The organism is Nonomuraea sp. WAC 01424 (genome assembly GCF_003947315.1).
GTDB classification, from domain to species: Bacteria; Actinomycetota; Actinomycetes; order Streptosporangiales; family Streptosporangiaceae; genus Nonomuraea; species Nonomuraea spiralis.
Genome location: NZ_QHHZ01000009.1, coordinates 436,251 through 458,933, shown reverse-complemented (window position 1 = coordinate 458,933; position 22,683 = coordinate 436,251). Strand labels below are relative to the sequence as shown.

At 73.0% G+C, this 22,683-nt stretch carries 21 protein-coding genes; 12 read left to right on the top strand and 9 right to left on the bottom strand.

The window, feature by feature from the left end; translation table 11 throughout:
* Nucleotides 1–2: 2 nt before the first annotated feature.
* The 5 genes from DMB42_RS26460 to DMB42_RS26440 are packed head-to-tail and all read right to left on the bottom strand — an operon-like array spanning nucleotide 3 to nucleotide 6,143.
* The gene (locus tag DMB42_RS26460; protein ID WP_125637699.1) at nucleotides 3–1,568 is read right to left on the bottom strand and encodes an amidohydrolase; all 1,566 of its coding nucleotides are present in this window, start codon (nucleotides 1,566–1,568) and stop codon (nucleotides 3–5) included.
* Nucleotides 1,565–2,248 (bottom strand): ABC transporter ATP-binding protein, encoded by a 684-nt coding sequence (locus DMB42_RS26455; protein WP_125637698.1) that lies wholly within the window; start codon nucleotides 2,246–2,248, stop codon nucleotides 1,565–1,567. The genes DMB42_RS26460 and DMB42_RS26455 overlap by 4 nt, the downstream gene beginning before the upstream one ends.
* A gap of 25 nt (nucleotides 2,249–2,273) precedes the next feature.
* Nucleotides 2,274–4,058, bottom strand: coding sequence for an ABC transporter permease subunit (locus DMB42_RS26450; RefSeq protein WP_221762334.1), 1,785 nt, complete (start codon nucleotides 4,056–4,058; stop codon nucleotides 2,274–2,276).
* Between the two features lie 37 nt (nucleotides 4,059–4,095).
* Complete coding sequence (locus DMB42_RS26445) at nucleotides 4,096–4,953, bottom strand: ABC transporter permease subunit (protein WP_125637696.1); 858 nt, start codon at nucleotides 4,951–4,953, stop codon at nucleotides 4,096–4,098.
* Entirely contained in the window at nucleotides 4,953–6,143 is a 1,191-nt protein-coding gene (locus DMB42_RS26440) for an ABC transporter substrate-binding protein (protein WP_125637695.1), read from the bottom strand. Before DMB42_RS26440 ends, DMB42_RS26445 begins: the two co-directional genes overlap by 1 nt.
* Nucleotides 6,144–6,240: 97 nt before the next feature.
* Between DMB42_RS26440 and DMB42_RS26435 the strand changes: the two genes are divergently transcribed.
* Nucleotides 6,241–7,176: a TIGR03619 family F420-dependent LLM class oxidoreductase gene (locus DMB42_RS26435; protein ID WP_221762333.1), complete on the top strand. Its 936-nt coding sequence runs from the start codon at nucleotides 6,241–6,243 to the stop codon at nucleotides 7,174–7,176.
* 41 nt (nucleotides 7,177–7,217) lie between these two features.
* Here the strand turns inward: DMB42_RS26435 and DMB42_RS26430 are convergent, their stop codons facing one another.
* Together DMB42_RS26430 and DMB42_RS26425 are read right to left on the bottom strand one after the other, a co-directional pair.
* Entirely contained in the window at nucleotides 7,218–7,610 is a 393-nt protein-coding gene (locus DMB42_RS26430; protein ID WP_125637694.1) for a nuclear transport factor 2 family protein, read from the bottom strand.
* 12 nt (nucleotides 7,611–7,622) lie between these two features.
* A complete protein-coding gene (locus DMB42_RS26425) occupies nucleotides 7,623–8,393 on the bottom strand; it encodes a MoaF C-terminal domain-containing protein (RefSeq protein WP_125637693.1) in 771 nt (256 codons plus the stop codon).
* Nucleotides 8,394–8,459: 66 nt separating this feature from the next.
* On the opposite strand from DMB42_RS26425, the gene DMB42_RS26420 reads away from it, so the two are divergent.
* Nucleotides 8,460–9,248, top strand: a complete 789-nt coding sequence (locus tag DMB42_RS26420; protein WP_125637692.1) for an SDR family NAD(P)-dependent oxidoreductase — start codon at nucleotides 8,460–8,462, stop codon at nucleotides 9,246–9,248.
* 67 nt (nucleotides 9,249–9,315) lie between these two features.
* Nucleotides 9,316–10,134 carry a DUF1206 domain-containing protein gene (locus DMB42_RS26415; RefSeq protein WP_260477954.1) on the top strand — a complete coding sequence of 273 codons (819 nt, stop codon included), beginning with the start codon at nucleotides 9,316–9,318 and terminating at the stop codon, nucleotides 10,132–10,134.
* Between the two features lie 60 nt (nucleotides 10,135–10,194).
* On the opposite strand, the gene DMB42_RS26410 is transcribed toward DMB42_RS26415, so the two are convergent.
* Nucleotides 10,195–11,289 (bottom strand): glycerophosphodiester phosphodiesterase, encoded by a 1,095-nt coding sequence (locus DMB42_RS26410; RefSeq protein WP_125637691.1) that lies wholly within the window; start codon nucleotides 11,287–11,289, stop codon nucleotides 10,195–10,197.
* 93 nt (nucleotides 11,290–11,382) lie between these two features.
* On the bottom strand, nucleotides 11,383–12,849 hold the full coding sequence (hpaE, locus tag DMB42_RS26405) for a 5-carboxymethyl-2-hydroxymuconate semialdehyde dehydrogenase (protein ID WP_125637690.1): 1,467 nt from the start codon (nucleotides 12,847–12,849) through the stop codon (nucleotides 11,383–11,385).
* Nucleotides 12,850–13,127: 278 nt separating this feature from the next.
* On the opposite strand from hpaE, the gene DMB42_RS26400 reads away from it, so the two are divergent.
* From DMB42_RS26400 to DMB42_RS26360, 9 genes are read left to right on the top strand one after another with little or no spacing between them, the layout of a single operon-like run.
* Nucleotides 13,128–14,387 (top strand): ABC transporter substrate-binding protein, encoded by a 1,260-nt coding sequence (locus tag DMB42_RS26400; RefSeq protein ID WP_185844867.1) that lies wholly within the window; start codon nucleotides 13,128–13,130, stop codon nucleotides 14,385–14,387.
* Entirely contained in the window at nucleotides 14,387–16,288 is a 1,902-nt protein-coding gene (locus tag DMB42_RS26395) for an ABC transporter permease (protein ID WP_125637688.1), read from the top strand. Before DMB42_RS26400 ends, DMB42_RS26395 begins: the two co-directional genes overlap by 1 nt.
* Entirely contained in the window at nucleotides 16,285–16,974 is a 690-nt protein-coding gene (locus tag DMB42_RS26390) for an ABC transporter ATP-binding protein (protein ID WP_125637687.1), read from the top strand. The genes DMB42_RS26395 and DMB42_RS26390 overlap by 4 nt, the downstream gene beginning before the upstream one ends.
* On the top strand, nucleotides 16,971–17,657 hold the full coding sequence (locus DMB42_RS26385; RefSeq protein ID WP_125637686.1) for an ABC transporter ATP-binding protein: 687 nt from the start codon (nucleotides 16,971–16,973) through the stop codon (nucleotides 17,655–17,657). The genes DMB42_RS26390 and DMB42_RS26385 overlap by 4 nt, the downstream gene beginning before the upstream one ends.
* On the top strand, nucleotides 17,644–19,131 hold the full coding sequence (locus DMB42_RS26380; protein ID WP_125637685.1) for a GMC family oxidoreductase: 1,488 nt from the start codon (nucleotides 17,644–17,646) through the stop codon (nucleotides 19,129–19,131). Before DMB42_RS26385 ends, DMB42_RS26380 begins: the two co-directional genes overlap by 14 nt.
* Complete coding sequence (locus DMB42_RS26375; RefSeq protein ID WP_125637684.1) at nucleotides 19,128–20,564, top strand: aldehyde dehydrogenase; 1,437 nt, start codon at nucleotides 19,128–19,130, stop codon at nucleotides 20,562–20,564. Before DMB42_RS26380 ends, DMB42_RS26375 begins: the two co-directional genes overlap by 4 nt.
* Nucleotides 20,564–21,424, top strand: coding sequence for a 3,4-dihydroxyphenylacetate 2,3-dioxygenase (gene hpaD, locus DMB42_RS26370; RefSeq protein ID WP_125637683.1), 861 nt, complete (start codon nucleotides 20,564–20,566; stop codon nucleotides 21,422–21,424). Before DMB42_RS26375 ends, hpaD begins: the two co-directional genes overlap by 1 nt.
* Before the next feature lie 33 nt (nucleotides 21,425–21,457).
* Complete coding sequence (locus DMB42_RS26365; RefSeq protein WP_125637682.1) at nucleotides 21,458–21,988, top strand: alpha/beta fold hydrolase; 531 nt, start codon at nucleotides 21,458–21,460, stop codon at nucleotides 21,986–21,988.
* 2 nt (nucleotides 21,989–21,990) lie between these two features.
* Entirely contained in the window at nucleotides 21,991–22,680 is a 690-nt protein-coding gene (locus DMB42_RS26360; RefSeq protein ID WP_125637681.1) for a GntR family transcriptional regulator, read from the top strand.
* The last annotated feature ends 3 nt before the right edge of the window (nucleotides 22,681–22,683 follow it).

Sequence of the window (22,683 nt, the reverse complement as noted above, 5' to 3'; positions counted from 1 at the left end):
GCTCACGAACGGGACCAAACGATCCGGCCGCCGAACACCGTCAGGTCCACCGGGGCCGCCGTGACGTCCTCGTCGGCCGTCGCCGCGCTGACGCACAGGTCGGCCACCTTGCCCGTGGTGAGCGTGCCCTTCCAGCCCTCGGCGAAGTCCTGCCGCGCCCCCGCGATCGTATAGGCGGACAGGGCCTCCCGCAGCGAGACGCCCTCGCCGTCGCGCGCGATCTGGGCGGCCACGCCCGCCCGCCAGTCCGGCGCGGTGACCGGCGCGTCCGAGCTGCACGCGGTCAGCACGCCCGCGTCGATGGCCGAGCGCGCCGGCCACTCCCGCTCGGCCGCCGCCGCGCCGAACATCTCCCGCGTGGTGCCCGACTCGACGTGCTGGAGCACCGGTTGCAGGTTGATCCCGTAACCCAGCTCGCCGAGGGTGGCCAGCGCCTGCTTGGAGGCGAACTGGCCGTGGATCACGTAGTGGCGCGGGTCGGCCCTCGGGTACTCGCGGGACAGGGCGGCCAGCGCGTCCACGACGGCGTCGATGCCCCGGCTGCCCACCACGTGCACGCCCGCCTGGAGGCCGGCCACGTGCACCAGGCGCAGGATCTCGTCCAGCTCGGCGACCCGCTCGGCGTCCGTCCGGCCGTGGGTGCACAGCGAGCCGTGCCCGCCCGACGGGTACGCCTCCCGCATCCAGGCCGTCTCCGAGGGCGGGATCCCGTCGGCGAACACCTTCACACCCAGCAGCCGGACCAGCCGCTCGTCCACGCCGTCCAGGTCGTCCGGCAGGCGGGCGAGGTAGGCCTCGGTGTCGGCGACCGAGGCGCCCGACATCGGGCTCGGCAGGCCCAGCACGCTCACCCGGGCGGTCAGCTCGCCGGCCCGCGCCAGCTCCGCGTACGCGCTCAGCACCCCCGGCCGCATGCCGCCCGCGAACGCCGCCCCGCCGCCCGGCCCGAGGCCCGGCTCGGTGAAGCTGGTGATCCCGGCCCGGTTCAGCTCGGCCACCACCTCGCGCAGCACCCGTGCCAGGCCGCCCTGGGGCGGGGGCACCAGGCGCTGCACCAGGTCCTGGTCCCCGTGGTGCAGCAGGCCGTCGCCGTCCGGCAGCCCGGCCAGGCGCAGCGCCGCGGAGTTGGCCCACGTCGTGTGGCCGGAGAAGTCCTGGAGCAGGACGGGGTGGTGGGGGGCGAGGTCGTCCAGGTCCGTCTTCGACGGCATCCGGCCCTCGGCCAGGTAGCCGGGGTTCCAGCCGATCCCGCGCACCCACTCGCCGGGACCCGCGGCGCGTACGGCTTCGGCCACCCGTTCCCGCACCTCGGCGATCGACCCGAGCGCCACGTCCAGGCAGAACGGCGGGCGGGTCAGGCCGTAGGCACAGGCGTGCAGGTGCGAGTCGTTGATCCCGGGCAGCACGACGCGGCCCCGCAGATCCACCACCTCGCCCGCGCTCCAGCCTGAGGTGTCGCCGACGTGCACGATCTCACCGCCGCGCACCGCCACCCCCGTCGCGTACGGCCGCGCCGGGTCCATGGTCAGCACCCGCCCGTCGACCAGCAGAAGATCGGCCTCCGTCATGAATCGTCTCCCAGGTAGGCGCGCTTGAGCGCGGCATCGGACTCGCGCAGCGGCGCGGGGTCGCCGCCGTAGGTGATCGCGCCGTGCGCCAGCACGTACGCGGTGTCGGCCAGGGCCAGCGCGGCGTGCGCGAACTGCTCGACCAGCAGCACCGCGCAGCCCTCGTCGGCCAGCCGCCGGATCACCGGCAGCAGGCGGCGTACGACGCCGGGGGCCAGGCCGAGCGACATCTCGTCGAGCAGCAGCGCCGCCGGGCCGGTCACGATGGCCCTGGCCAGCACGAGCATCTGCTGCTCGCCGCCGGACAGCAGCCCGGCCCGTACGTCGAACCGCCGTTCCAGCTCGGGGAACAGCTCCAGCGCGCGTCGTGGGTCGCCGGCCAGGGCCAGGTTCTCGCGCGTGGTGAGGGTGGCGAACACGGCGCGGCCCTGCTCCACGTGCGCCAGGCCGTGCCTGGCCCGCCGGGTGCGCGGCCGGCCGGTCAGCACGCTGCCGCCGAGCACGATCTCGCCCCTGACCGCGGGCACGACGCCGGAGACGGCTTCGAGCAGCGTGGTCTTGCCCGCGCCGTTCGGGCCGAGCAGGACGGTGACCTGCCCCGCCGCGGCGGTCAGCGTCACGTCCCTGACGACCGGCTGGCCGCCCCTGGCCACGGTCACGTCCCGCAGCACGAGATCCACGGGGTCACCTCCTGTCCGTACGCGCTCACGCGGCGGGCTCCTCGCCCAGGTAGGCCCGCAGGACGCGGGGCTCGGCGAACACCTCGGCGGGCGGGCCCTGCGCGACGACCCGGCCGAAGTCCAGCACGGTCACGCCCGTGCACGCCGCCCTGACCAGGTCCAGGTCGTGCTCGATGAGCAGGACGGCGGCGCCGTACCGGGCGGGGACCCGCCGCAGCCACGCGCCCAGCCGTTCGCTCTCGGCGTGCCCGAGGCCGGCGGCGGGCTCGTCCAGCACGGCGATCGCGGGACGGGCCAGCAGTGTCCCGGCCACCTCCAGCAGCCGCCGGGTGCCCACGTCGAGCACGGCGATCGGGTCGCCGGGCGCGACCGCGACCAGTCCGGCCAGGCCCTCGGCCAGCTCGTCGTCGCCGAGCGCGCGGCGCGCGGCGAAGCGCAGGTACTCGCGCACCGACAGGCCCACCGGCACCCGGTCCTGCTGGAACGTGCGGCGCAGCCCGGCCCTGGCACGCCGGTGCACCGAGGTGCCGCCCCGGCCGTCCGCGACGACCACGCCGCCGACCTCGACCACGCCGCCTCCGGCGGGGACGAATCCGCTGATCGCGTCCACCAGGGACGATTTGCCCGCGCCGTTCGGGCCGACCAGCCCGTGCACGTCACCGGCGAGCACCGTGAGGCCGACCTCGTCCACGGCGACGACCTGGCCGTACCGCACGCTCACCCGTTCGATGCGCAGGGCCGCCCGCGGCTCGCGCGGGCCGGGCACGTCCGGCGTGATCTCGGTCGCGGCCGGTTCCGGGTCGGGCGGGGGAGCGGCCACGGCGCTGGCGGCCCGCGCGCGGCGGGCGCGCAGGGCCTTGCGCACTGCCGAGCGCAGGGCCGTGCGCAGGCCGTCGCTCATGCCCGAGCCCTGCGTCATCGCCTGTACGGCGCCGACCGCGAACACGACGTTGGCCCACTGCTGCGGGACGCCGAGCCGCCGCAGCAGCTCACTCACCAGCACCCCGAGCGCGCCGCCGATGAGCGCACCCTCCGCGTGGTGCGCCCCGGCCATCACGGCCACCGCGTACGCCACCAGCGACTGGCCGGGGTCGAAGTTGCGCGACACCACCATGGCGAGCTGCCCGGCCAGCAGCGCCCCCGACACCCCCGCGATGAAGGCGCTGACCGCGAACGCGCTCAGCTTGGCCCCGGGCACGCTGGTCCCGGCCGCCGCCGTGGCACGTTCCGACTCCTTGAGCGCCCGCCAGGACGCGCCGAGCCGGGTCCGCCGTACCAGCGACAGCGCCACCGCCACCAGCGCGAAGACGCCGCAGCAGAGCAGGAAGAACTGACGGTCGGAGGTCAGCCCCGCCGGACGGCCCACCACGACGCCCTGGCTGACGCCGGGGAAGGAGTTGGCGGCCATCACGACGTCCACGGTCGCGGCGAAGCCCAGCGTGATGATCGCCAGGTGCACGCCGCGCAGCCGCAGCGCGGGCAGGCCGATCAGCAGCCCGAACGGCACGGCGGCCAGGCCCGCGAGGGGCAGCCAGACGTACAGGCCGCCGGGGACGCCCCAGACGTTGAGCTGGGCGGTGGTCCAGGCGCCGATCGCGGCGAAGGCCATCTGGCACAGGGACACCATGCCCGCCTGCCCGGCCACCACGCCGAGGCTCTGGAGCAGCACCCCGGAGATGACCGCCGACATCGCGAGGAACACCCAGTACGCCGGCAGCCCGGAGGCCAGCCCGTAGGCCAGCGCCGCCGGCCCGAGGCCCGCCGCCGCCCACCGCGCCACCGTCCGCCCGCCCGCCGATCGAACGCCCACTGTCCGTGCGCCCGCCGATCGGCTTGTGTCCGGCTCGTCAGCGGGAGGCATCCCACACCTCCCTGCGCCGGCTCCACACCAGGATCAGCAGGATGGCCGCGAACGGCACCACGTCCCGGTACTGCTGCACCACCGCCGACCCCGCGAGCACCCCTTCCAGCAGCCCGAGCGCGAGCCCGCCGGCCAGCGCCCCGGCCAGCAGCCGCAGCCCGCCGAGCAGCGCCGCCGCGCAGGCGGGCACGATGAGCATGCTCAGCGACAGGATGTCGCTCGACCGCACGGGCGCCACCACCAGCAGCACCAGCGACGACAACGCGCCGGCCAGGGCCCACACGGTGACGGTGAGCGCGCGGGTGCCGATGCCCAGCAGCTCCGTGGTCACCGGCCGCTCGGCCATGGCACGCAGGCGCAGGCCCAGCGGCGTACGGGTGAGCACCAGCGAGGTGCCCGCGCCGATCACGACGGCCAGGGCGAGCAGGACGACCGCGCCCTGCGTCACCACGACCCCGGCGAGCGTGGCGACGCGGCCCGCGGCCGGGTTCGGCAACACCCGCGGCTCGTCGCCGAAGGCGATGTAGGCCAGCGCGATGATCCCGATGAGCTGCGCGATCGACACCGCCGTACGGGTCTGCGGCCCGCTCTCGGCGAACCAGCGTGTCATCACGAACCCGCACAGCGCCGACACCAGCGCCCCCGCCGCCACCCCGGCCAGGGCCGCCGCCCAGTACGGCCACCCCGTCCCGGCGAGCGCCGCCATCACGTACACCCCGGCCACGCCGGTCGCCGCGACGGCCAGGTTCACCGTCGCGGTCAGCCGGTACATGGCGGTGAGCAGGAGGCCGAGGGCGGCGAACGTGCCGCCCGCGGCCAGCCCGGAGACCAGGCCCTGGAACATCAGTCGAGCGTCCCGGGGTAGCGCACCCACTCGGGCGTGACCACGTGCCAGGCGCCGTCCTTGAGCTGGACGATCTTGCCGGCCCGGTTGGAGAAGTGCCTGGGAGCCTCCCCGAACTCGTACGGGGTGCCGGTCAGCGGCGTCTGGACGGGCTTGAGCGCCTTGAACGCCGCCGTCACCGCCTCCCGGGTGATCGGCCCCTTGATCGTCTTCAGCGTGTCCACGAAGTACGTGGCCGCCAGGTAGCCGCCCTGCCCGAAGGAGGTGAGCGGCACGTTCTTGGAGGTCATCAGCGTCCGCCAGTCCTTCAGCGCGGGCGAGTCCGCCTCGGTGAACGGCTCGAACTCGGCGTTGGCGTACGTGCCGTCGCCGTCCGGCCCGAGCGCCTTGGCGACGGCCTCGGTGTAAGGGGCGGTGGTCATCAGCCAGTCGATGCCCTTGACGTCCTGCTGCTTGACGACCTTCATCCAGGCGATCGCCATGGGCTCGGTGCCGTTGTACAGGACCGCCTGGCAGCCCTCCCGCCGGGCCCGCAGCACGAACGGCGTCGGGTCGGAGTCGGGCTTGACCGTGCGGTCGTCCAGGGTGAGCTTCTTGCCGGTGAGCGCGGTCCAGCTCTTCACGGCGCCGCCGTAGGCGTCGTTGGTGTTGCCGAGGATCGCCAGGAACATGCAGACCTTGTCCCGTTTGAGCACCTCGGAGGCGTAGTAGAGGTTGATCGCCATGTTGAGGTACGGGCCGGTGTTCACCGGGGAGATCGCCGGGGACTCGAAGCAGGTCGGGTCCACGCCGGTGCCCTGGATGGAGACGATCTTCGACTGCTGGTAGAAGGGCGCGTTCACGGCGCAGTCGAGCAGGCTGGCCGAGCCGACCAGCGCCACCACGCCCTGGTTGGTGACGACGTCCCTGGCGGCCTGGGCGGCGGCGGCCGGGTCGCCCTTGTCGTCGGCGCTGACGTACTCGATCTTCTGGCCGTTGACGCCGCCCTGCTCGTTGATCCGGTCGAAGACGGCCTTGGCCGCGGCCGAGGAGTCGGGGAAGGTGACCGCGCCGCTCAGCGAGCTGACGCCGCCCACCTTGATGGTGCCGGTGCCGCCGGGCGAGGCGGCCGTGGGCTCGTCGGACAGGCCGCATCCCGCGATCAGGAGCAGCGCGGCGAGCGGGACGGCGAGTGCCCTCTTGGGGATCATGGGCGACCTCTCTGCGGATTTTGGGAGGGATCGTAAGGTGCCAAACGATTGCGTTCAAGAGCTAGATTGCTGAAGATCGTTCGGGTATGAAAGCAAGATGAAGCAACCGCGCATGCAACTCGTGTTGTCCGAGAACTGGACGATGACCTCGGCCCGCGACCTGCCGGCGCTGGTCCGGTGGGCGCGTGAGGCCGAGGACGCCGGGTTCGACTCGGTCATGATCAGCGAGCACATGGTGCTCGGCCCCGACGCCGGCGCCCGGGGCCGCATGGCCAACCCCCGCGAGTACGCGCTGCCCGGCAACCAGGACCCGTTCACGCCGTGGCCGTACTCGCTGGGCCTGCTGGCCGCCATCGCCTCGGTCACCTCCCGGCTGCGCCTGGCCGCCGCCGCGGTGCTCGCCCCGCTGCGCCACCCGCTGGCGCTGGCCCGCGAGCTCGGCACGCTCGACCTGCTGTCGGAGGGCCGGCTGATCGTGTTGCCCACCGTGAGCTGGAGCCGCGACGAGTACGCCGCGCTCGGCGTGCCGTTCGACCAGCGCGGCGGGCTGCTCGACGAGCAGTTGGAGATCTGGGAACTGCTCTGGCGCGACTCGCCGGTCTCCTACCACGGGCGGCACTACCGGTTCGACGAGGTGTACTTCGAGCCGAAGGCGTACCGGGAGAGCGGGCCGGCGCTGTGGTTCGGCGGCGCGCGGATGAGCGGGCACCTGCTGCGCCGGATGACCCGGTGGGGCAGCGGGTTCAACCCGCTCGGCTACCCGCCGGCCGAGGACATCAAGGCGCTGGCCGACGGCATGGCCGCGGCCGGGCGCGACATCGGCGAGCTGGAGCTGGCGGGCGGCACGCGGGCCGTCTTCCCCGACGCCGTCTCCTGCGCGCCGCTCGGCCCCGCCCTGGAGCACATCCCGGCCCGGATGGCCGAGGGGTACAGCACGTTCTGCATCAAGCCGTCCCAGTTCATCGACGACCCGGACGGCGTGGGGGCGTTCTGCCGCGAGGTGATGCGGCGCGTGGCCGGACTGACGGGGTGAGGACGCCGCGCGGCCGGCCCTCATCCGGCCGCGCGACGAGATCATGGGGCCAGCGCCTCCCGGACGAGGGCCGTGTCGGTGAACTGTTCGAAACGAGTGGCGAGGCCGTCCTCCAGGTGCCAGACGTGGGTGAAACGCACCCTCATCGACTTGCCGGTGGCGCGGTAGACGCCGCTGTAGTGGCCGATCACCACGATCACGTCGCCGCCGTCGACGTACTCGTCCGGCTCGGCCTGGTAGCCCTCCCACTCGCCGCCCAGCTTGGCGAACACCTCCGACAACACCTGCTCCGGCCCCACGTACGTGCCCCCGTACGGGAAGCCGGCCATCTCCGTCCACCGGGCCCCGGGGGCCAGCAGGGACACGATGCCGTTCACGTCGCCGGCCGCCGAGGCCGCGTAGGAGGCGCGTACCGCGTCGAGATTGTCACTCATATGTGTTTCTCCTCAGACCGGTTCCTCGCCGGCCGGATAGATGATCTGACCCAGCGGCTCGATGTGGGCGCCGCCGGGGGAATGGTGGATCTCGCCCTCGCCGGACAGCCCGAAGAACGTGCCGACCGTGCGCAGGGCGCTCCAGTCGTAGAGCCAGGTGGCCGCCACCGGGATGCGGAACTCCCGGAAGGTGAACACGTACAGGTTGTCGGCGATCTTCCAGGCGGAGGCCAGGTCGACGTCGCCGTGGCCGCGCTGCGCGCCGGCCAGGCACTGCCAGGCGTAGCGCTCGGAGCTGAGGTAGACGTGCTCGTAGAGATGCTCGGGGCTGTAGCGGTACAGGGCCCGCAGCCCGATCAGGTCGCGGGTCGGCGCGGGCGGCTGGCCGGTGACCTCCTGGCCCTCGATCACGCCGGGCGTGAACGTCTGGGACACCCGCGGCTGGCCGGGGACCGGCTCGGGCGCGATGACGGAGACGACGCGCAGCGCCCGGCCCGTGCTCGTGTGCAGGACGGTGACCGTGTACTCGCGCGGCCGCTCGGTGTGCGCGCGGCCGACGTAGAACAGGTCCTCCCGCATGGCCACGGCCTCGTACGGCTCGGCGGGGCCGCCGTCGGCGTGCACCTTGTAACGACTGGCGAAGGACAGTGACGTCTTGCTGCCGTCGTCGAAGGTGAGGTCCACCTCGGTGCCCGCGAGCGCGTACGTGGCCGGAAGGCGGTTCGTGGCGATCCCGGGCGCGAAATCGTCCATGTTCTTCCAACCGGCAGGGCGATCGGTCATGGCCGCTCCTTCCTCCACGAATTCGTCTATGAAATCATATAGCTTCCCGTTGTAAAGGAGTAGGCGATGAGGCTCAAGGGAAAGGTCGCGCTGATCACCGGAGCGGGCACCGGCATCGGCGCGGCGACCGCCCGCAGGTTCGCCGCCGAGGGGGCCTCGGTCATGCTGACCGGCCGCCGGCCGGGGCCGCTCGCCGACGTGGCCGCGGACCTGGGCGATGCGGGGGCCGTGGCCTGCGCGGACATGTCCGACACCGTCCAGGCGCGGGAGGCGGTCGAGGCGTGCCTGCGGCGCTTCGGCGCGCTCGACGTGGTGGTGGCCAACGCGGGCGGCCACGGGGGAGGGCCGGTCGGCGAGACCGACGACGCCTCCTGGCGGCTCAGCCTGGACGCCAACCTCAACACCTGCTTCGTGACCTGCCGGGAGACGCTGCCGGCGCTGGTGCGCTCGAAGGGGGCGATCGTCGTCGTGTCGTCGATCGCGGGCCTGGCCGCCGGTCCCGCCGTCTCCGGATACGTCACGACCAAGCATGCGCTGATCGGCCTGACCCGCTCGATCGCCCGCGACTACGGCCCCCAGGGCGTCCGGGCCAACTGCCTGTGCCCCGGCTGGGTCCGTACGCCGATGGCCGACGAGGAGATGGACGTCCTGGTCGAGCGGGACGGCATCAACCGCGACGAGGCGTACGAGCTGGTCACCAAGGACGTGCCGCTGCGCCGCCCGGCCACCGCCGACGAGATCGCCGCGATCTGCCTGTTCCTCGCCTCGCCGGACAGCGCCGTCATGACCGGCAGCGTGGTCGTGGCCGACGGCGGCGCCACCGCCGTCGACCTGCCCACGCTCGCCTTCGACTGATCGCCGACGCCTAGGACGCCGTTTCCCGGGCACTGGAAGGTTCTTCCGCGAACCCCCAGGAGGAACGGTGAGCACCGCACAGAGCGCGGGCCGCGAAGCCAAGGACGCGGCCCGCAGGGCGGCCGACAGCCCGGCGATGAACACGCTGGCCCGCGTCGGGCTGGCCTGCCGAGGCGTGCTGTACGCGCTGATCGGAGTGCTGGCGCTGCAGATAGCCTTCGGCGACGGCTCACGCCAGGCCGACAAGTCCGGAGCCATCACCACCATCGCCGCACTGCCCTTCGGTCAGGTGCTGCTGTGGATCATGACGGTCGGCTTCGCCGGGCTGGCGCTGTGGCAGGCCTCGGAGGCGGTGTTCAGCCACCGAAAGGCCGCCGACCGCGTCCAGTCGGCCTTCCGCACCGGCGTGTACGTCCTGATCTGCGTGACCCTGCTGAGCGTGCTGCTGGCGGGCCAGGCCAAGTCGGACGACAAGCAGTCGCAGAACCTGACGAGCAAGCTGCTCGACCTGCCCGGCGGGCAGATCATCGTGGGCCTGGTCGGGCTCGGCGTCATCGCCCTCGGCGTCTACTGGATCCACGAGGGCCTCACGAAGAAGTTCGAGCGCGAGCTCGACCTCGGCCGCATGTCGCCCAAGGCCCGCTCGGTGATGGAACGCCTCGGCCAGGCCGGCTACGTCGCGCGCGGCGTGATCACCGGCGGCGCCGGCGTCTTCGTCGGCTACGCGGCGGTCACCTTCGACCCCGACAAGGCGGGCGGCATCGACGCGACCCTGCGGCGCTTCGCCGACACGCCGGTGGGACCGTGGTTGCTCGCGGTGGTGGCGCTCGGGCTGCTGCTGTTCGCGGGCTACTGCTTCGGCGAGTCCCGCTGGCGCCGTACCTGACGGCCCCGCGCGGGCGCCCGCCGCTCCGGCGTGGGAGGAGCGGCGGGCGTCAGACGGGCCTCAGGCAGGGCGTCCGGCGACGACCGCGCGGCCCATCGCGGGGTCGTCGCAGAACGCGCCGTCGATGCCCAGCTCGATCAGCCTGCTCAGCCAGCCCGCCACATCGCCGGTGGCCCGCCCGTAGACCGGGCTGGCCGGGTTGCCCTTCCGGTAGTCGGCGGGAAGCTGGGAGTTCTCGTTGCGGATCGTCCACACGTGCACGTCGAGCCGGCGGCGGTGGGCGTCCTGGACCAGCGTGGTCGGCGGCAGCGTCGCGCCCGAGGCGTCCACCGGGACCACGCGGCGGGTGTCCACGCCGATGCCGGAGGCGTACCGGGCGACCTCGCGCAGGCCGTCGGGGCTCACCATGTCGTCGTAGGTGCGGGTGCTGCCCGAGGCGACCCAGTCGTAGGGCGCGCCGCCGTAGGTGATGAGCTGGATCAGCGGCAGCCGCGTCCGGCCGCGCAGTTCGCGCAGGTTCGCGGTCTCGAAGGACTGGATGTACGCCTTGCGCACGTGGTACCGGTTCAGCACCTCCAGCAGCGGCTCCTCCAGCGACAACCCGGCCGCGTCGAAGTACGTCGGGTGCTTGGTCTCGGGATAGACCCCGACGCCGTGCCGGAGCGCGAGCTGCACGACCTCCTCGAACGTGGGGATCTCGGCGAGCCCGTCGAAGGCGGTGTTGTCCGGCCGCAGGTCGGGCACGCGTTCCTTGGCCCGCAGGGTCTTCAGCTCGGCCAGCGTGAAGTCCTCGGTGAACCAGCCGGTGACCGGCCGGCCGTCCACGGTCTTGGTCGTGCGCCGGTCGGCGAACTCGGGGTGGACGGCCACGTCGGTCGTGCCGGAGATCTCGTTCTCGTGCCGGGCCACCAGCACGTGGTCCTTGGTGGAGACCAGGTCGGGCTCGATGTAGTCGGCGCCCATCGCGATGGCCGCCTCGTAGGACAGCAGCGTGTGCTCGGGCCGGTGGGCGCTGGCGCCGCGGTGCCCGATCACGACGGGGGCCTGGCCGCGGCGCTCGGCCGTGGCGGATGGCGTCTGGGTCAGTACGACCGCGACCGTACCGCCGGCCAGGAGGGCGGCCAGCACGCTCGCGAACAACCTGCGCGTCGTCATGCGCGCACGGTAGACCGCCGAGGTGGCCCGCGCGTTACACATGGGCGCACAGTGAAAGACGCGGCACGGTGAAAGACGCGACCGGCCGGGAACTCAGCCGAGCCCGAATCGGGGGATCGGCAGGTCCTCGGTGGCCACGTGCACGATGTGGGCCTCGGTGTAGACGTCGATGCTGTGCCGGCCGCCCTCCCGGCCGAGCCCGCTGGACTTCACGCCGCCGAAGGGCGTGCGCAGGTCGCGGATGTTCTGGGAGTTGATCCAGAGCATGCCGGCCTCCACGGACTGGGCCAGGCGGTGGGCACGGCGCAGGTCGCTGGTCCACACGTACGCGGCCAGGCCGTACCGGGTGGCGTTGGCCAGCTCCACCGCCTCCGTCTCGGTGGAGAAGGGCGTCACGCACACGACCGGTCCGAAGATCTCCTCCTGGAAGATGCGCATCGCGGGCGTCACGTCGGCGAACACCGTGGCGGCCAGGAAGTTGCCCTCGGGCAGGCCCTCCGGACGGCCGCCGCCGGCCACCAGGCGGGCGCCCTCCTCGACCCCGGCGCGCACGTACGACACCACCCGCTCGTAGTGCTCGGGATGGATGAGCGCGCCCAGCTCGGTGGCCAGGTCGTGCGGCGGGCCGACGCGCACCCGCGCGGCGCGCTCGGCCAGCCGGGTCACGAACTCCTCGTAGACCGTGTCCTGCACGAGCACGCGCGAGCTGGCCGTACAGCGCTCGCCGTTGAGCGAGAAGACGCCGAACACGGCCGCGTCGAGCGCCCGTTCCAGGTCGGCGTCGTCGAAGACCAGCAGCGGCGACTTGCCGCCCAGCTCCATCGACAACGTCTTCAGGCCGGTGGCGGCGTCGCGCATGATCGTCTGGCCGGTGGTGGTCTCGCCGGTGAAGGAGATCACCGGTACGTCGGGATGTGCCACCAGCGCCGCCCCGGCCCGTTCGCCGATGCCGTGGACCAGGTTGAACACGCCGGTCGGCAGCCCGCTCTCCTCCATGATCTCCGGCAGCAGGCTGGCCGACAGCGGCGACCACTCGGCCGGTTTGAGCACCACCGGGCAGCCGGCCGCCAGCGCCGGGGCCAGTTTCCAGGTCTCCAGCATGAACGGCGTGTTCCACGGCGTGATCAGCCCGGCCACCCCGACCGGCTTGCGTACGACGTAGTTGAGCTGGGCGGAGCCGACGCGGTAGACGTCCTCGCCCAGGCTGGTGATGACGTCGGCGAAGAAACGGAAGTTCTGCGCGGCGCGGCGGGCCTGGCCGCGCGCCTGGGTGATGGGCAGGCCGGTGTCGCCGCACTCCAGCTCGGCGATGCGCTCGTCGCGGGCCTCGATGGCCGCCGCGATGCCGCGCAGCACCTCCGCCCGCCGCTCGCCGGGCATCCGCGGCCACGGCCCGTCGGTGAACGCCTTGAGCGCGGCGCGTACGGCCCGCTCGACGTCCTCGGCGTCTCCTGAGGCCACGGTCAGCGTGGGTCGGTTGGTCGCGGGTTCGAGCGAGGTGAACGTCTCGCCGGACACGCTGGGGACGTGCGTCCCGTCGATGTAGTGCTCCAGGTTCAACGGGCGATCTCCTTGCACTGGGACGGCGGCTCTCCGGCCACGGGTGCGATCGATCCCCTGATGGGCGTGCGGCCGGACCGGAACCACATGGCACTCCTCCTCGGCCCCGCCACGATGATTTCCCAGGTGGAAGGCCCAGCGGAAGGCCCCTCGCAACCCCGTCAAATCGTATAGGACATCGTCGATGATACATGCGGAGCCTATGGACAGAAATATCTGATGTCGTACATGATTTGTCCATCGGGGCTGGACGCACGGCGCTTCTAGGAGGGGTGCGAATGCGATGTCCACGACGCCTGGTGTGGTGGGCCGCCATCGCTCTGGTGGTCTCCGCCTGCGGGACGGGCCAGGACGGCGGGACCGCCAGAACGGCCTGCGGCACGGGGAAGCCCGCCACCGGGACCCCCATCACCGTAGGCGCGATCGTCACCGCGAGCGGCGGCATCGACTTCAGTTCGGCCACCACGGCGGCCAAGGCGTACTTCGACTGCGTCAACGCCGGCGGCGGGATCGGCGGCCGGCCGGTCGAGTACCTGGTCGAGGACGACGGCCTCAACCCGCAGAAGGCCTCGGCCCTGGCCACCAAACTGGCCGGCGACAAGGACCTGGTCGCCCTGGTCGGCGGCTCCAGCTTCGTGGCCTGCGGCGTGTCCGGCCCGATCTGGGAGCAGAACGGGCTGTTCGACGTGCTCGCGGTCGGCGTGCCGAGAGACTGCTTCGAGTCGCCGCGCATCTCCCCGGTCAACGCCGGGCCCAGGGTCAGCGCCGTGGCCGCCGCCCAGTACGCCGTCGAGGTCAAGGGCGCCAGAAGGGTCGCCCAGATCAGCAACCGGGTGCCCAACGTCGGCGACTGGACCCAGGACGGCGTGCGCGCCTACCTCAGGAGCAAGGGCCTGACCTCGGCCGGCGACGTGCTGCACGACCCCGGCATCAAGGACGCCACGGCCGTGCTGCTCGAAGCCATGCGGGGCCGGCCCGACGCGATCATCCTCCAGGACCCCGCCCCGGACGACGCCGCCATCCTCAAGGCCGCCCAGGCGCAGGGCCTGCGGGACAAGGTCACCTTCGTCTGCCTGACCCCCTGCTACGACACCACCTTCCCGGGCCAGGTCGGCAGCTACTGGGAGGGCTTCGTCTCCAACTCCGAGTTCACCCTGCTCGACGCCACCACCCCGGACAACAAGCTCTGGCGCCGCGTCATGGACGAGTACGCCGACGACAAGGCCCCCCGCGACTCCTTCTCCCAGGGCGGCTTCCTGGCGGCCAAGATCTTCGTCGACACCCTCGTCAAGACCGCCGGGACGATCGACCGCGCCTCGGTGAGCCGGGCCCTGTCGGAGGTCAAGGGCTTCCGCAGCGACCTGCTCTGCGCCCCCTGGTACTTCGGCCGCGCCGCCCGGCACAACGCCAACCACGACACCCGCTACGTCGAGATGAAGGGCGGCGGCTGGTCCAAGATCAAGGACTGCACGCCGACCCAGGACCCCGACCTCGCGCCGATCCTGCGGGAGGAGAAGCAGTTGGGGCTGACCGGTTGATGTTGCCGTTCGTCATCAGCGGGCTCGCGCTCGGCGCCGTCTACGCGTTGTCGGGCGTGGGCATCGTCGTGCTCTACCGCGCCACGGGCGTGCTCAACCTGGCCTACGGCGCGATCGGCGCGATCGGCGCGCTGCTGTCCTGGCAGCTCCTCCAGGACGGCTGGCCGGTCGCGCCCGCCCTGATCGCCGCCCCGCTGCTGTCGGCCCTGCTCTCCGGCCTGTACGGCGGCCTGATCAGCCCGCTCGTCGCCGGCCGCGACCCGCTGGTCAAGGCGGTGTGCACACTCGGATTCGCGCTCGTGCTGCTCGGCCTGTGCTACTGGACCTGGAGCGACGACCCGCGCACGCTCACCCTGCCGACCGACACGGCCGGCTTCGACGTGGGCGACTCCGGCGTACGGGTCACCCTCACCCAGGCCCTCGCCCTGGTGCTGGCCGTGGCGCTGACCGCCGGGACCGCCGCGCTGCTGCGCTGGACTGGCTTCGGCACCGCCATGCGCGCGCTGGCCGACGACCGCGAGATCAGCGCGCTGCTCGGCGTGCGCATCCGCCGGGTCGAGACCGTCACCTGGGTGGCGGGCGGCGCGGTGGCCGGGCTGACCGGGCTGGTACTCGGATCGCTGACCCGGCTGGAGGCGGGCACCCTGACGTTCCTGGTGATCGCCTCGCTGGCGGCGGGCGTCGTGGGCCGCTTCAGGTCGCTGCCGGTCACGCTGGCCGCCGGGCTGGCGATCGGGCTGGCCGAGGCGGTGGGCGGGGCGTGGGAGCAGACGGCGCCGTACCGGTCGGTGGCGCCGTTCGCGGTGGCCGTCGCGGCGATCCTGTGGCTCCAGCGCAGGGGTGCGCGGGCCAGGCGGGGCGGCACGGTCGAGGTGCGTTCGGCCGGGACCGCGTCCGCGGAACCCGCCGAGCGGGTCCGGCCGCTGCCGCCCGGCGACCCGCGTTCGGTGCTGCGCGTGGTGGTCGGGCTGGTGGCGGGGGCGGGCGCGCTGGCGGTGCTCGTGCCCCTGGCCGTGGACGGCTACTGGGTACGCGTGCTGACCTCCGCGGTCATCTTCGTGATCCCCGCCGCGGGCATCGCCCTGCTGTACGCGCGGCTCGGCCTCGTCTCGCTCGGCCAGGTGGCGCTGCTGGGCGTCGGCGGCTGGGTGGCGCTGCGGCTGGCGTTCGCCACCGGATGGCCGTTCCCGCTGGTCGTGCTGGCGGCGGGCGCGGTGACGTGCCTGGTCGGCATCGTGTACGGGCTGCCCGCGCTGCGCCTGTCCGGCGTGGACCTGGCGCTGGTGACGCTCATGGCCGGGGGAGCGTTCCAGGTGGCGTTCTCGGCGACCGGGTTCCCCGACGGCGGGCCCGGGTTCCTCGGCCGGGTGGCGGGCAGCGGGATGCAGCAGGCCATGCCGAGGCCCTCGATGGCGGCCTCCGACACCGGGTTCTTCCGCCTCGCGGTCGTCTGCGCCGTGCTCGCGCTCATCCTCGTCGTGCTGCACCAGCGCGGGCGGCCGGGACGGGCGTGGGCGGCGATCAGGAGCGGCGAGGCCGGCGCGCTGGCCGTCGGCGTGGCCCTGACCAGGTACAAGGTGTGGGCGTTCGCGCTGGCGGCGTTCGTCACGGGCACCGCCGGGGCGCTGCTGGCGGCCAACACCGGGCGGCTGGACCCGATCTCGTTCCGGGCCTCGGACTCGGTGCTGCTGTTCGCCGTCGTCCTGGTCGGGGGCGCGTACGGGCTGACCGGCGTGGTGTTGTCCGGCGTCGTCGGCCAGGTCGGGCAGGCCGTCCTCGACGCCGCCGGGGTCAACGGCAACCTCATGCTCGTCGTGTTCGGCGCGGGCACCGTGCACGCCCTGGTAACCGCGCCGCGCGGCATCGGCGGCCGGCTAGAGGACCTGCGGCGGCCCGCATGAGGCTGGAGATCGAGGACCTGCGGGTACGGTTCGGCGGCGTACGCCCGCTGGACGGCGTCACCCTGACCTTCGACTCCGGCCTGTGCGGGCTCATCGGGCCCAACGGGGCGGGCAAGACGACCCTGTTCAACGTCCTGTCCGGCTTCGTACGGCCGGTCTCCGGGCGGATCACCGCCGGCGGGACGGACCTGCTGGCGCTCGCGCCGCACCGGCGGGCCCGGTGGGGGCTGCGCCGCACGTTCCAGCAGGAGCAGGTGGTCGCCGAGCTGAGCGCGGCCGGCAATCTGCGCCTGGCCGCCGACCACCTCGGCGGCCCGGACGAGGGACTGCTCGGGTTCTGCGGCCTGGAGGACCCGGCGCGGCCGGCGGGCGAGTTGACGCTGCTGGAGCGGCGGCGGCTCGAACTGGCCCGCGCCCTCGTCGGCACACCCAGGATCGTGTTGCTCGACGAGCCGGCCGCCGGGTTGTCGGAGACCGAGTCGCGGGCGCTGGCCGAGGTGGTGGTGGCCGTACCGGAGAAGTTCGGCGCGCTCGTCGTGCTCATCGAGCACGACGTCGCCCTGGTCGGCGAGGTCTGCGCGACCACGGCCGTCCTGGACTTCGGCCGCCTGATCGCCGCCGGCCCGACCGCCGCGGTGCTGGCCGACGAGCGGGTACGCGCCGCCTACCTGGGGGAGGCGCCATGAGCCTGGAGGTGCGCGGCCTGCGGGTGCGCAGGGGCGGGCGCGAGGTGCTGCACGACGTGGCGCTCGACGTGCCGCCCGGCGAGATCACCGCGCTGCTCGGCGCGAACGGCGCGGGCAAGAGCACGCTCGTGCTCGCCGTGGCCGGGCTGCTGCCGGTCGCGGCGGGCGGCGTCACCGCCGACGGCGACCAGCTGACCGGCCTGCGTCCCGAACGTGTCCGGGCCCTGGGCGTCGCCGCCGTCCCCGAGGGGCACCGGGTGCTGCGCTCGCTCAGCGTGGCCGACAACCTGCGCGTGGCCGGGCCCGACCCCGCGCCGGCCCTGGCGGCCTTCCCGGAGCTGGCCGAGCTGCGCGACCGGCAGGCCGGCACGCTGTCCGGCGGCCAGCAGCAGATGCTCGCCCTGGCCCAGGCCATCGCCGGCGCCCCGCGCTACCTGCTGGTGGACGAGCTGTCCTTCGGCCTGGCGCCCGCCGTCGTGGCCAGGCTCGTCCCCGCCCTGGCCGCGCTCGCCGAGGCCGGGATCGGGGTGCTGCTCATCGAGCAGTACACCCGGCTCGCGCTGGAGCTGGCCACCCGCGTCCACGTGCTGGACCGGGGCCGCGTCGCCCTGCGCGGCACGCCGGACGAGCTGCGCGGCCGGCTGCGCTCGGCCTATCTGGGAGAGGGCGATGGAGACCTTTGACGTCGTCGTGGTCGGCGCCGGCTCGGCGGGCGCCGCCGTGGCGCGCCGGCTGGCCGACGACGACGCGCTGCGCGTGTTGCTGCTCGAGGCTGGCGGCCCCGACGTCAACCCCGACATCCACGACCCCGGCGGGGTTTTCCGGTTGTGGGGCGGCCCCGAGGACTACGACTATCGCGTCGCGCCCCAGACCCGGCTCGGCGGGCGGCGGCCGCACTGGCCGCGCGGGAAGGTGCTGGGCGGCTCGTCCTCGCTCAACGGCATGATCTTCGTCAGGGGCGCGCCGGCCGACTACGACGCCTGGGGCCCCGGCTGGTCGTACCCCGAGGTGTTGCCGTACTTCAAGCGGCTGGAGGACTTCGACCGGGGAGCCGGTGACTACCACGGCGCGGGCGGGCCCGTACGGGTGATCGCCGACTACGCGCCGCACCAGGTCAACGCGGCGATCGTGGCCGCGGCGGTCGAGCAGGGCATGCCGTTCAACCCCGACTGCAACGCCGAGCGGCCCGACGGCGCCGGGTTCTGCCAGCTCACGATCCGGCACGGCCGCCGGCACAGCACGGCCGACGCGTACCTGCGCCCGCGCTGCGACCGGCCCGTCCTGGAGATCCGCACCCGGGCCCGCGCCCGCCGGCTGATCATGCGCGGCCGCCGGTGCGTCGGCGTCGAGTACGCCCGGGACGGGCGGCTGCACCGCGTCGGGGCCGCCCACCAGGTCGTGGTCAGCGCCGGGACCGTCGAGTCGCCGCGCCTGCTCCTGCTGAGCGGCCTGGGCGACGCCGCCGGGCTGCGACGGCACGGCCTGGCCGTGGTGGAGGACCTGCCCGGCGTGGGACGCAACCTGCACGACCACGCGCTGGTCCCGGTGATCGTGGCCGCGCGCCGTCCGGTGCCGCCCGCGCTGCCCGGCCTGCAGCCCATGCACAGCCAGCTCTTCTGGCGCAGCCGTCCCGGACTGCCCGGCCCCGACGTGCAGCCGCTGTTCTTCCACGTCCCCCTGTACGACGAGGACATGACCGGCCCGGATGACGCCTTCACCCTCATGGCCGGGATCGTCCGGCCGGAGAGCAGGGGCCACCTGGCGCTGACCTCGGCCGACCCCGACGCCCCCCTGCACATCGACCCGGCCTACCTGCGGGCGCCCGCCGACCGCGCGTGCATGCTCGCGGCCGTCGAGCTGTGCCGGGAGCTGACCCACGCCGCCGCCCTGCGTGAATGGGCGGGACCGGAGCTCTACCCCGGTGACCGTGAACTGTCCGAGCACATAGAGAGGACCTTGGTGACCTACCACCATCAGGTCGGGACCTGCGCCATGGGGACCGTCGTGGACCAGCGGCTCAGAGTCCACGGCATCGACGGGCTGCGCGTCGCCGACGCCTCGGTGATGCCCGCCGTCACGTCAGGGAACACGAACGCGCCCGCCATCATGATCGGGGAGCGGTGCGCGGACATGGTGCGAGAGGAGATCGGCTCATGACCGGCCTGTACATCGGCGGAGCCTGGGGCCCGGCCGCGGACGGCGCGACGTTCGCCACGCTGGACCCGGCCGAGGCCACCGTCATCACCGAGTGCGCCGAGGTGGGCCCGGCCGACGTGGACCGCGCGGTGACGGCCGCCAGGGCCGCGCTCGACGACCCGGCCTGGGCGCAGCTGCCCGCCGCCGCCCGCGCCAGGCTGCTGTGGAAGGTGGCCGACCTGGTGGAGGAGCACGCCGACGAGCTGGCCGAGCTGGAGACCAGGGACAACGGCCAGCCGCTCGCGGTGGCGAGGAACGTGACAGTCCCCGGCACCGCCGAACATTTCCGATATTTCGCAGGATGGTGTACGAAAATCGAGGGCTCGGTGTTGCCCGTCTCGTACCCCGACACCCTGCACTACACCCGGCGCGAGCCCGTCGGCGTGTGCGCGCTCATCACCCCGTGGAACTTCCCGCTGATGATCGCGGCCTGGAAGCTGGCCCCCGCGCTGGCCTGCGGCAACACGGTCGTCCTGAAGCCCGCCGAGCAGACCCCGCTGTCCACGGTCCGCCTGGTGGAGCTGATGGAGCTGGCGGGGTTCCCGCCCGGCGTGGTCAACCTGCTGACCGGCGGCGCGGAGACCGGCGCGGCCCTGGCCGGGCACGCGGGCGTGGACAAGATCTCCTTCACCGGCTCGACCGCGGTCGGCCGCTCGCTCGTGCACGCCTCCGCGGGCGACCTCAAGCGCCTGACGCTGGAGCTGGGCGGCAAGGCCCCGAGCATCATCGCCGCCGACGCCGACATCGACGCCGCCGTGGCGGGCAACGTCCAGGGCGCGCTGTTCAACAGCGGGCAGGTCTGCGCCGCGTACTCGCGTTTCTACGTGGACCGCAAGCGGGCCGACGAGTTCACCTCGAAGATGGCCGCCGCGGCCGCCGCGCTCAAGGTCGGGCCCGGTCTCGACCCCGCCACGGACCTCGGCCCGCTCATCAGTGAGGAGCACCTGATGAGCGTCGACGCCCACGTCCGCAGCGCGCTGTACGATGGCGCGCAACTCGTCACCGGAGGCAGACGCGCCGACGGCCCCGGCTTCTTCTACCAGCCGACCGTGTTCGCCGAGGTGACCGACACCATGGCCGTGGCCCGCGAGGAGGTGTTCGGCCCCGTCATCCCGGTGCTGGCCTACGACGACCCCGAGGAGATCGTCGGCCGCGCCAACGGACTGGAGTACGGCCTGGCCGCCTCCATCTGGACCAACGACCTGTCGACCGCCCACCGCCTGGCCGCCCGGATCAAGGCGGGAGCGGTGTTCATCAACATGATCCACGTGCCCGACGCCGCCACCACGTGGGGCGGCTACAAGGCCAGCGGGTGGGGCAGGGAGATGGGCCCATACGCCATCGACGCCTACACCGAGGTCAAGGGCGTCTGGACACACCTGGGGAGGGTGTGATGGGAGAGCTCGTCCTGGCAGCCAAGATCACGCATGTGCCGTCGATCTGGTTGTCGATCCAGCCGGGCAGGCACTTCGGCATCCGCCGGCCCGCCGAGCTGGCCCTGACCGAGATCGGCAGGCGGGCGCGCGAGCTGGGGGCGGACACGTTCCTGATCGCCGACACCCACTGGATGAACAGCATCGGCTTCCACCTCAACGGCAAGGAGCGCCACCGCGACTCCTACGCCAGCCACGAGCTGCCGCACTTCATCCACGACCTGGACTACGACTACCCGGGCGACCCGGAGCTGGCCGAGCAGCTCCGCGCCGAGATCGTCGCGGGCGGTCAGAAGGCGCTCGTGCACACCTACCGCGACCTGGGTCTGGAGTACGCGACGCTGGTCCCGATGCACTTCATGAACGAGGACTCCGCCGTACGGGTGTTGCCGATCGGCTGCAACATCTACTCCTCCATCGACGAGAACCGGCGCATCGGCGAGGCCCTGCTGCGCGGCATCCAGCGCAGCGAGCGCAAGGTCGCCTTCCTGGCCAGCGGCTCGCTCTCGCACGCCTTCCCGCCGAACGAGACCGCCGAGTCGCTGCTCAACGAGGTCAGCAGCCCGCTCAACCGGAAGATCGACATGGCCGTGCTGGACATGTGGGCCGAGGGGCGCATCGAGGAGTTCCTGGACATGTTGCCCGACTACAACGCCCGGTGCACGGGCGAGGGCGCGATGGCGGACACGGCGATGTTGTTCGGGCTGCTGGGGTGGCGGTCGTACAAGGGGAGGGGGGAGCAGCTCTGTCCGTACTTCGGCTCGACCGGAACCGGCCAGGTCGTCGTGGACTTTCCCGTGCCCGCGTACGATAAGATCTGAAATCATATGTGAAATATGACAGACGGAGGTTCTATGGCGGGGCTGTTCTCCCGGCGGCTCGACCCCCGTCCGCCCGGCGGTCCCGTCGTCGTCCTGCTCCACGGCTTCGGCTCCGACGGGCAGCGCGACTGGATCGACACCGGCACCGCCGCGATGCTGGCCGCCTTCGGCCACACGGTGATCGTGCCCGACCTGCCCGGACACGGGTCCAGCCCCGATCCCGCGACGGCCGCCGAGGCGCACGCGCCGGCGATCGCGCGGGCCGTGACGCACGGGGAGCAGCCCTCCGACCCTTTCACCGCGATGATCGCGGGCCTGGCCCGCACGCCCGGCCGCGCCCTGTGCGTGGAAGGGCTGCGTGAGACGCCTTTCACGGCACGCTCGTGGTCGGGAAAGCTGCCGCCCGTGTTCGTCGTCGGGCAAGATGATGGGATGACAGCGGGCATCGAGCGTATTGTCGAGCTGACTCCGGGGGCGGAGCTGGTGAGAGTTCCGGGTGGTCACGTCGAGGCTCTGGCGGGCGCGGGCCTGCGCGAGGCCGTCGTGAAGGTCCTGCAGGGGTGATGGTGAGCAGCACGAGAAAACCGGCCCAGGCCAAGCGGCCCAAGGGCTCCAAGGCCGAGATCAGCTACGACCTGCTGCGGGCCCGCATCCTCGACGGCACGTACGGCCCCGGCTACCGGCTGGTCATGGACCAGCTCGCCAGGGAGACCGGCGTGAGCACGATCCCGCTGCGCGAGGCCGTGCGCCGCCTCCAGTCCGACGGGCTGGTCGAGGTCGTGCGCAACATCGGCGCCCGGGTCGCCGTCTTCGACTCCGTACAGGTCGAGCACACCCTCAACGTGCTGGCCCGGCTGGAGGGCTACGCCACGGCCATCTGCGCCCCCCACATGGACGCGGCCAAGATCCAGGAGTCGCGCGAGATCAACGAGCGGATGAAGGAGGCGCTGGAGGAGTTCGACCCGACCTCCTTCACCGCGCTCAACCGCGAGTTCCACTTCTCGCTCTACCGCCACTGCCCCGACGAGCACCTCAACGCCCTGCTGGAGTCGGAGTGGGCGCGGCTCGACCACATGCGCCGCTCCAGCTTCACGTACGTGCCGGGGCGGGCGCGCAAGTCGGTGGAGGAGCATGACCGCCTGCTGGGCCTGATCGAGAACGACGCCGAGGCCGGGGTGATCGAGCAGGCCGCCCGCAACCACAAGATCGCCACCGCCGACGCCCTGCACACCGCCCAGGTCTCCCGCCGGCACTGACCG

Excerpts from the sequence above, each read along its gene's own strand:
- DMB42_RS26460 (WP_125637699.1), bottom strand. The coding sequence starts at position 1,568 with ATGACGGAGGCCGATCTTCTGCTGGTCGACGGGCGGGTGCTGACCATG.
- DMB42_RS26445 (WP_125637696.1), bottom strand. The coding sequence starts at position 4,953 with ATGTTCCAGGGCCTGGTCTCCGGGCTGGCCGCGGGCGGCACGTTCGCC.
- DMB42_RS26440 (WP_125637695.1), bottom strand. The coding sequence starts at position 6,143 with ATGATCCCCAAGAGGGCACTCGCCGTCCCGCTCGCCGCGCTGCTCCTG.
- DMB42_RS26435 (WP_221762333.1), top strand. The coding sequence starts at position 6,241 with ATGAAGCAACCGCGCATGCAACTCGTGTTGTCCGAGAACTGGACGATG.
- DMB42_RS26430 (WP_125637694.1), bottom strand. The coding sequence starts at position 7,610 with ATGAGTGACAATCTCGACGCGGTACGCGCCTCCTACGCGGCCTCGGCG.
- DMB42_RS26425 (WP_125637693.1), bottom strand. The coding sequence starts at position 8,393 with ATGACCGATCGCCCTGCCGGTTGGAAGAACATGGACGATTTCGCGCCC.
- DMB42_RS26420 (WP_125637692.1), top strand. The coding sequence starts at position 8,460 with ATGAGGCTCAAGGGAAAGGTCGCGCTGATCACCGGAGCGGGCACCGGC.
- DMB42_RS26410 (WP_125637691.1), bottom strand. The coding sequence starts at position 11,289 with ATGACGACGCGCAGGTTGTTCGCGAGCGTGCTGGCCGCCCTCCTGGCC.
- DMB42_RS26400 (WP_185844867.1), top strand. The coding sequence starts at position 13,128 with ATGCGATGTCCACGACGCCTGGTGTGGTGGGCCGCCATCGCTCTGGTG.
- DMB42_RS26395 (WP_125637688.1), top strand. The coding sequence starts at position 14,387 with ATGTTGCCGTTCGTCATCAGCGGGCTCGCGCTCGGCGCCGTCTACGCG.
- DMB42_RS26390 (WP_125637687.1), top strand. The coding sequence starts at position 16,285 with ATGAGGCTGGAGATCGAGGACCTGCGGGTACGGTTCGGCGGCGTACGC.
- DMB42_RS26385 (WP_125637686.1), top strand. The coding sequence starts at position 16,971 with ATGAGCCTGGAGGTGCGCGGCCTGCGGGTGCGCAGGGGCGGGCGCGAG.
- DMB42_RS26380 (WP_125637685.1), top strand. The coding sequence starts at position 17,644 with ATGGAGACCTTTGACGTCGTCGTGGTCGGCGCCGGCTCGGCGGGCGCC.
- DMB42_RS26375 (WP_125637684.1), top strand. The coding sequence starts at position 19,128 with ATGACCGGCCTGTACATCGGCGGAGCCTGGGGCCCGGCCGCGGACGGC.
- hpaD (WP_125637683.1), top strand. The coding sequence starts at position 20,564 with ATGGGAGAGCTCGTCCTGGCAGCCAAGATCACGCATGTGCCGTCGATC.
- DMB42_RS26365 (WP_125637682.1), top strand. The coding sequence starts at position 21,458 with ATGGCGGGGCTGTTCTCCCGGCGGCTCGACCCCCGTCCGCCCGGCGGT.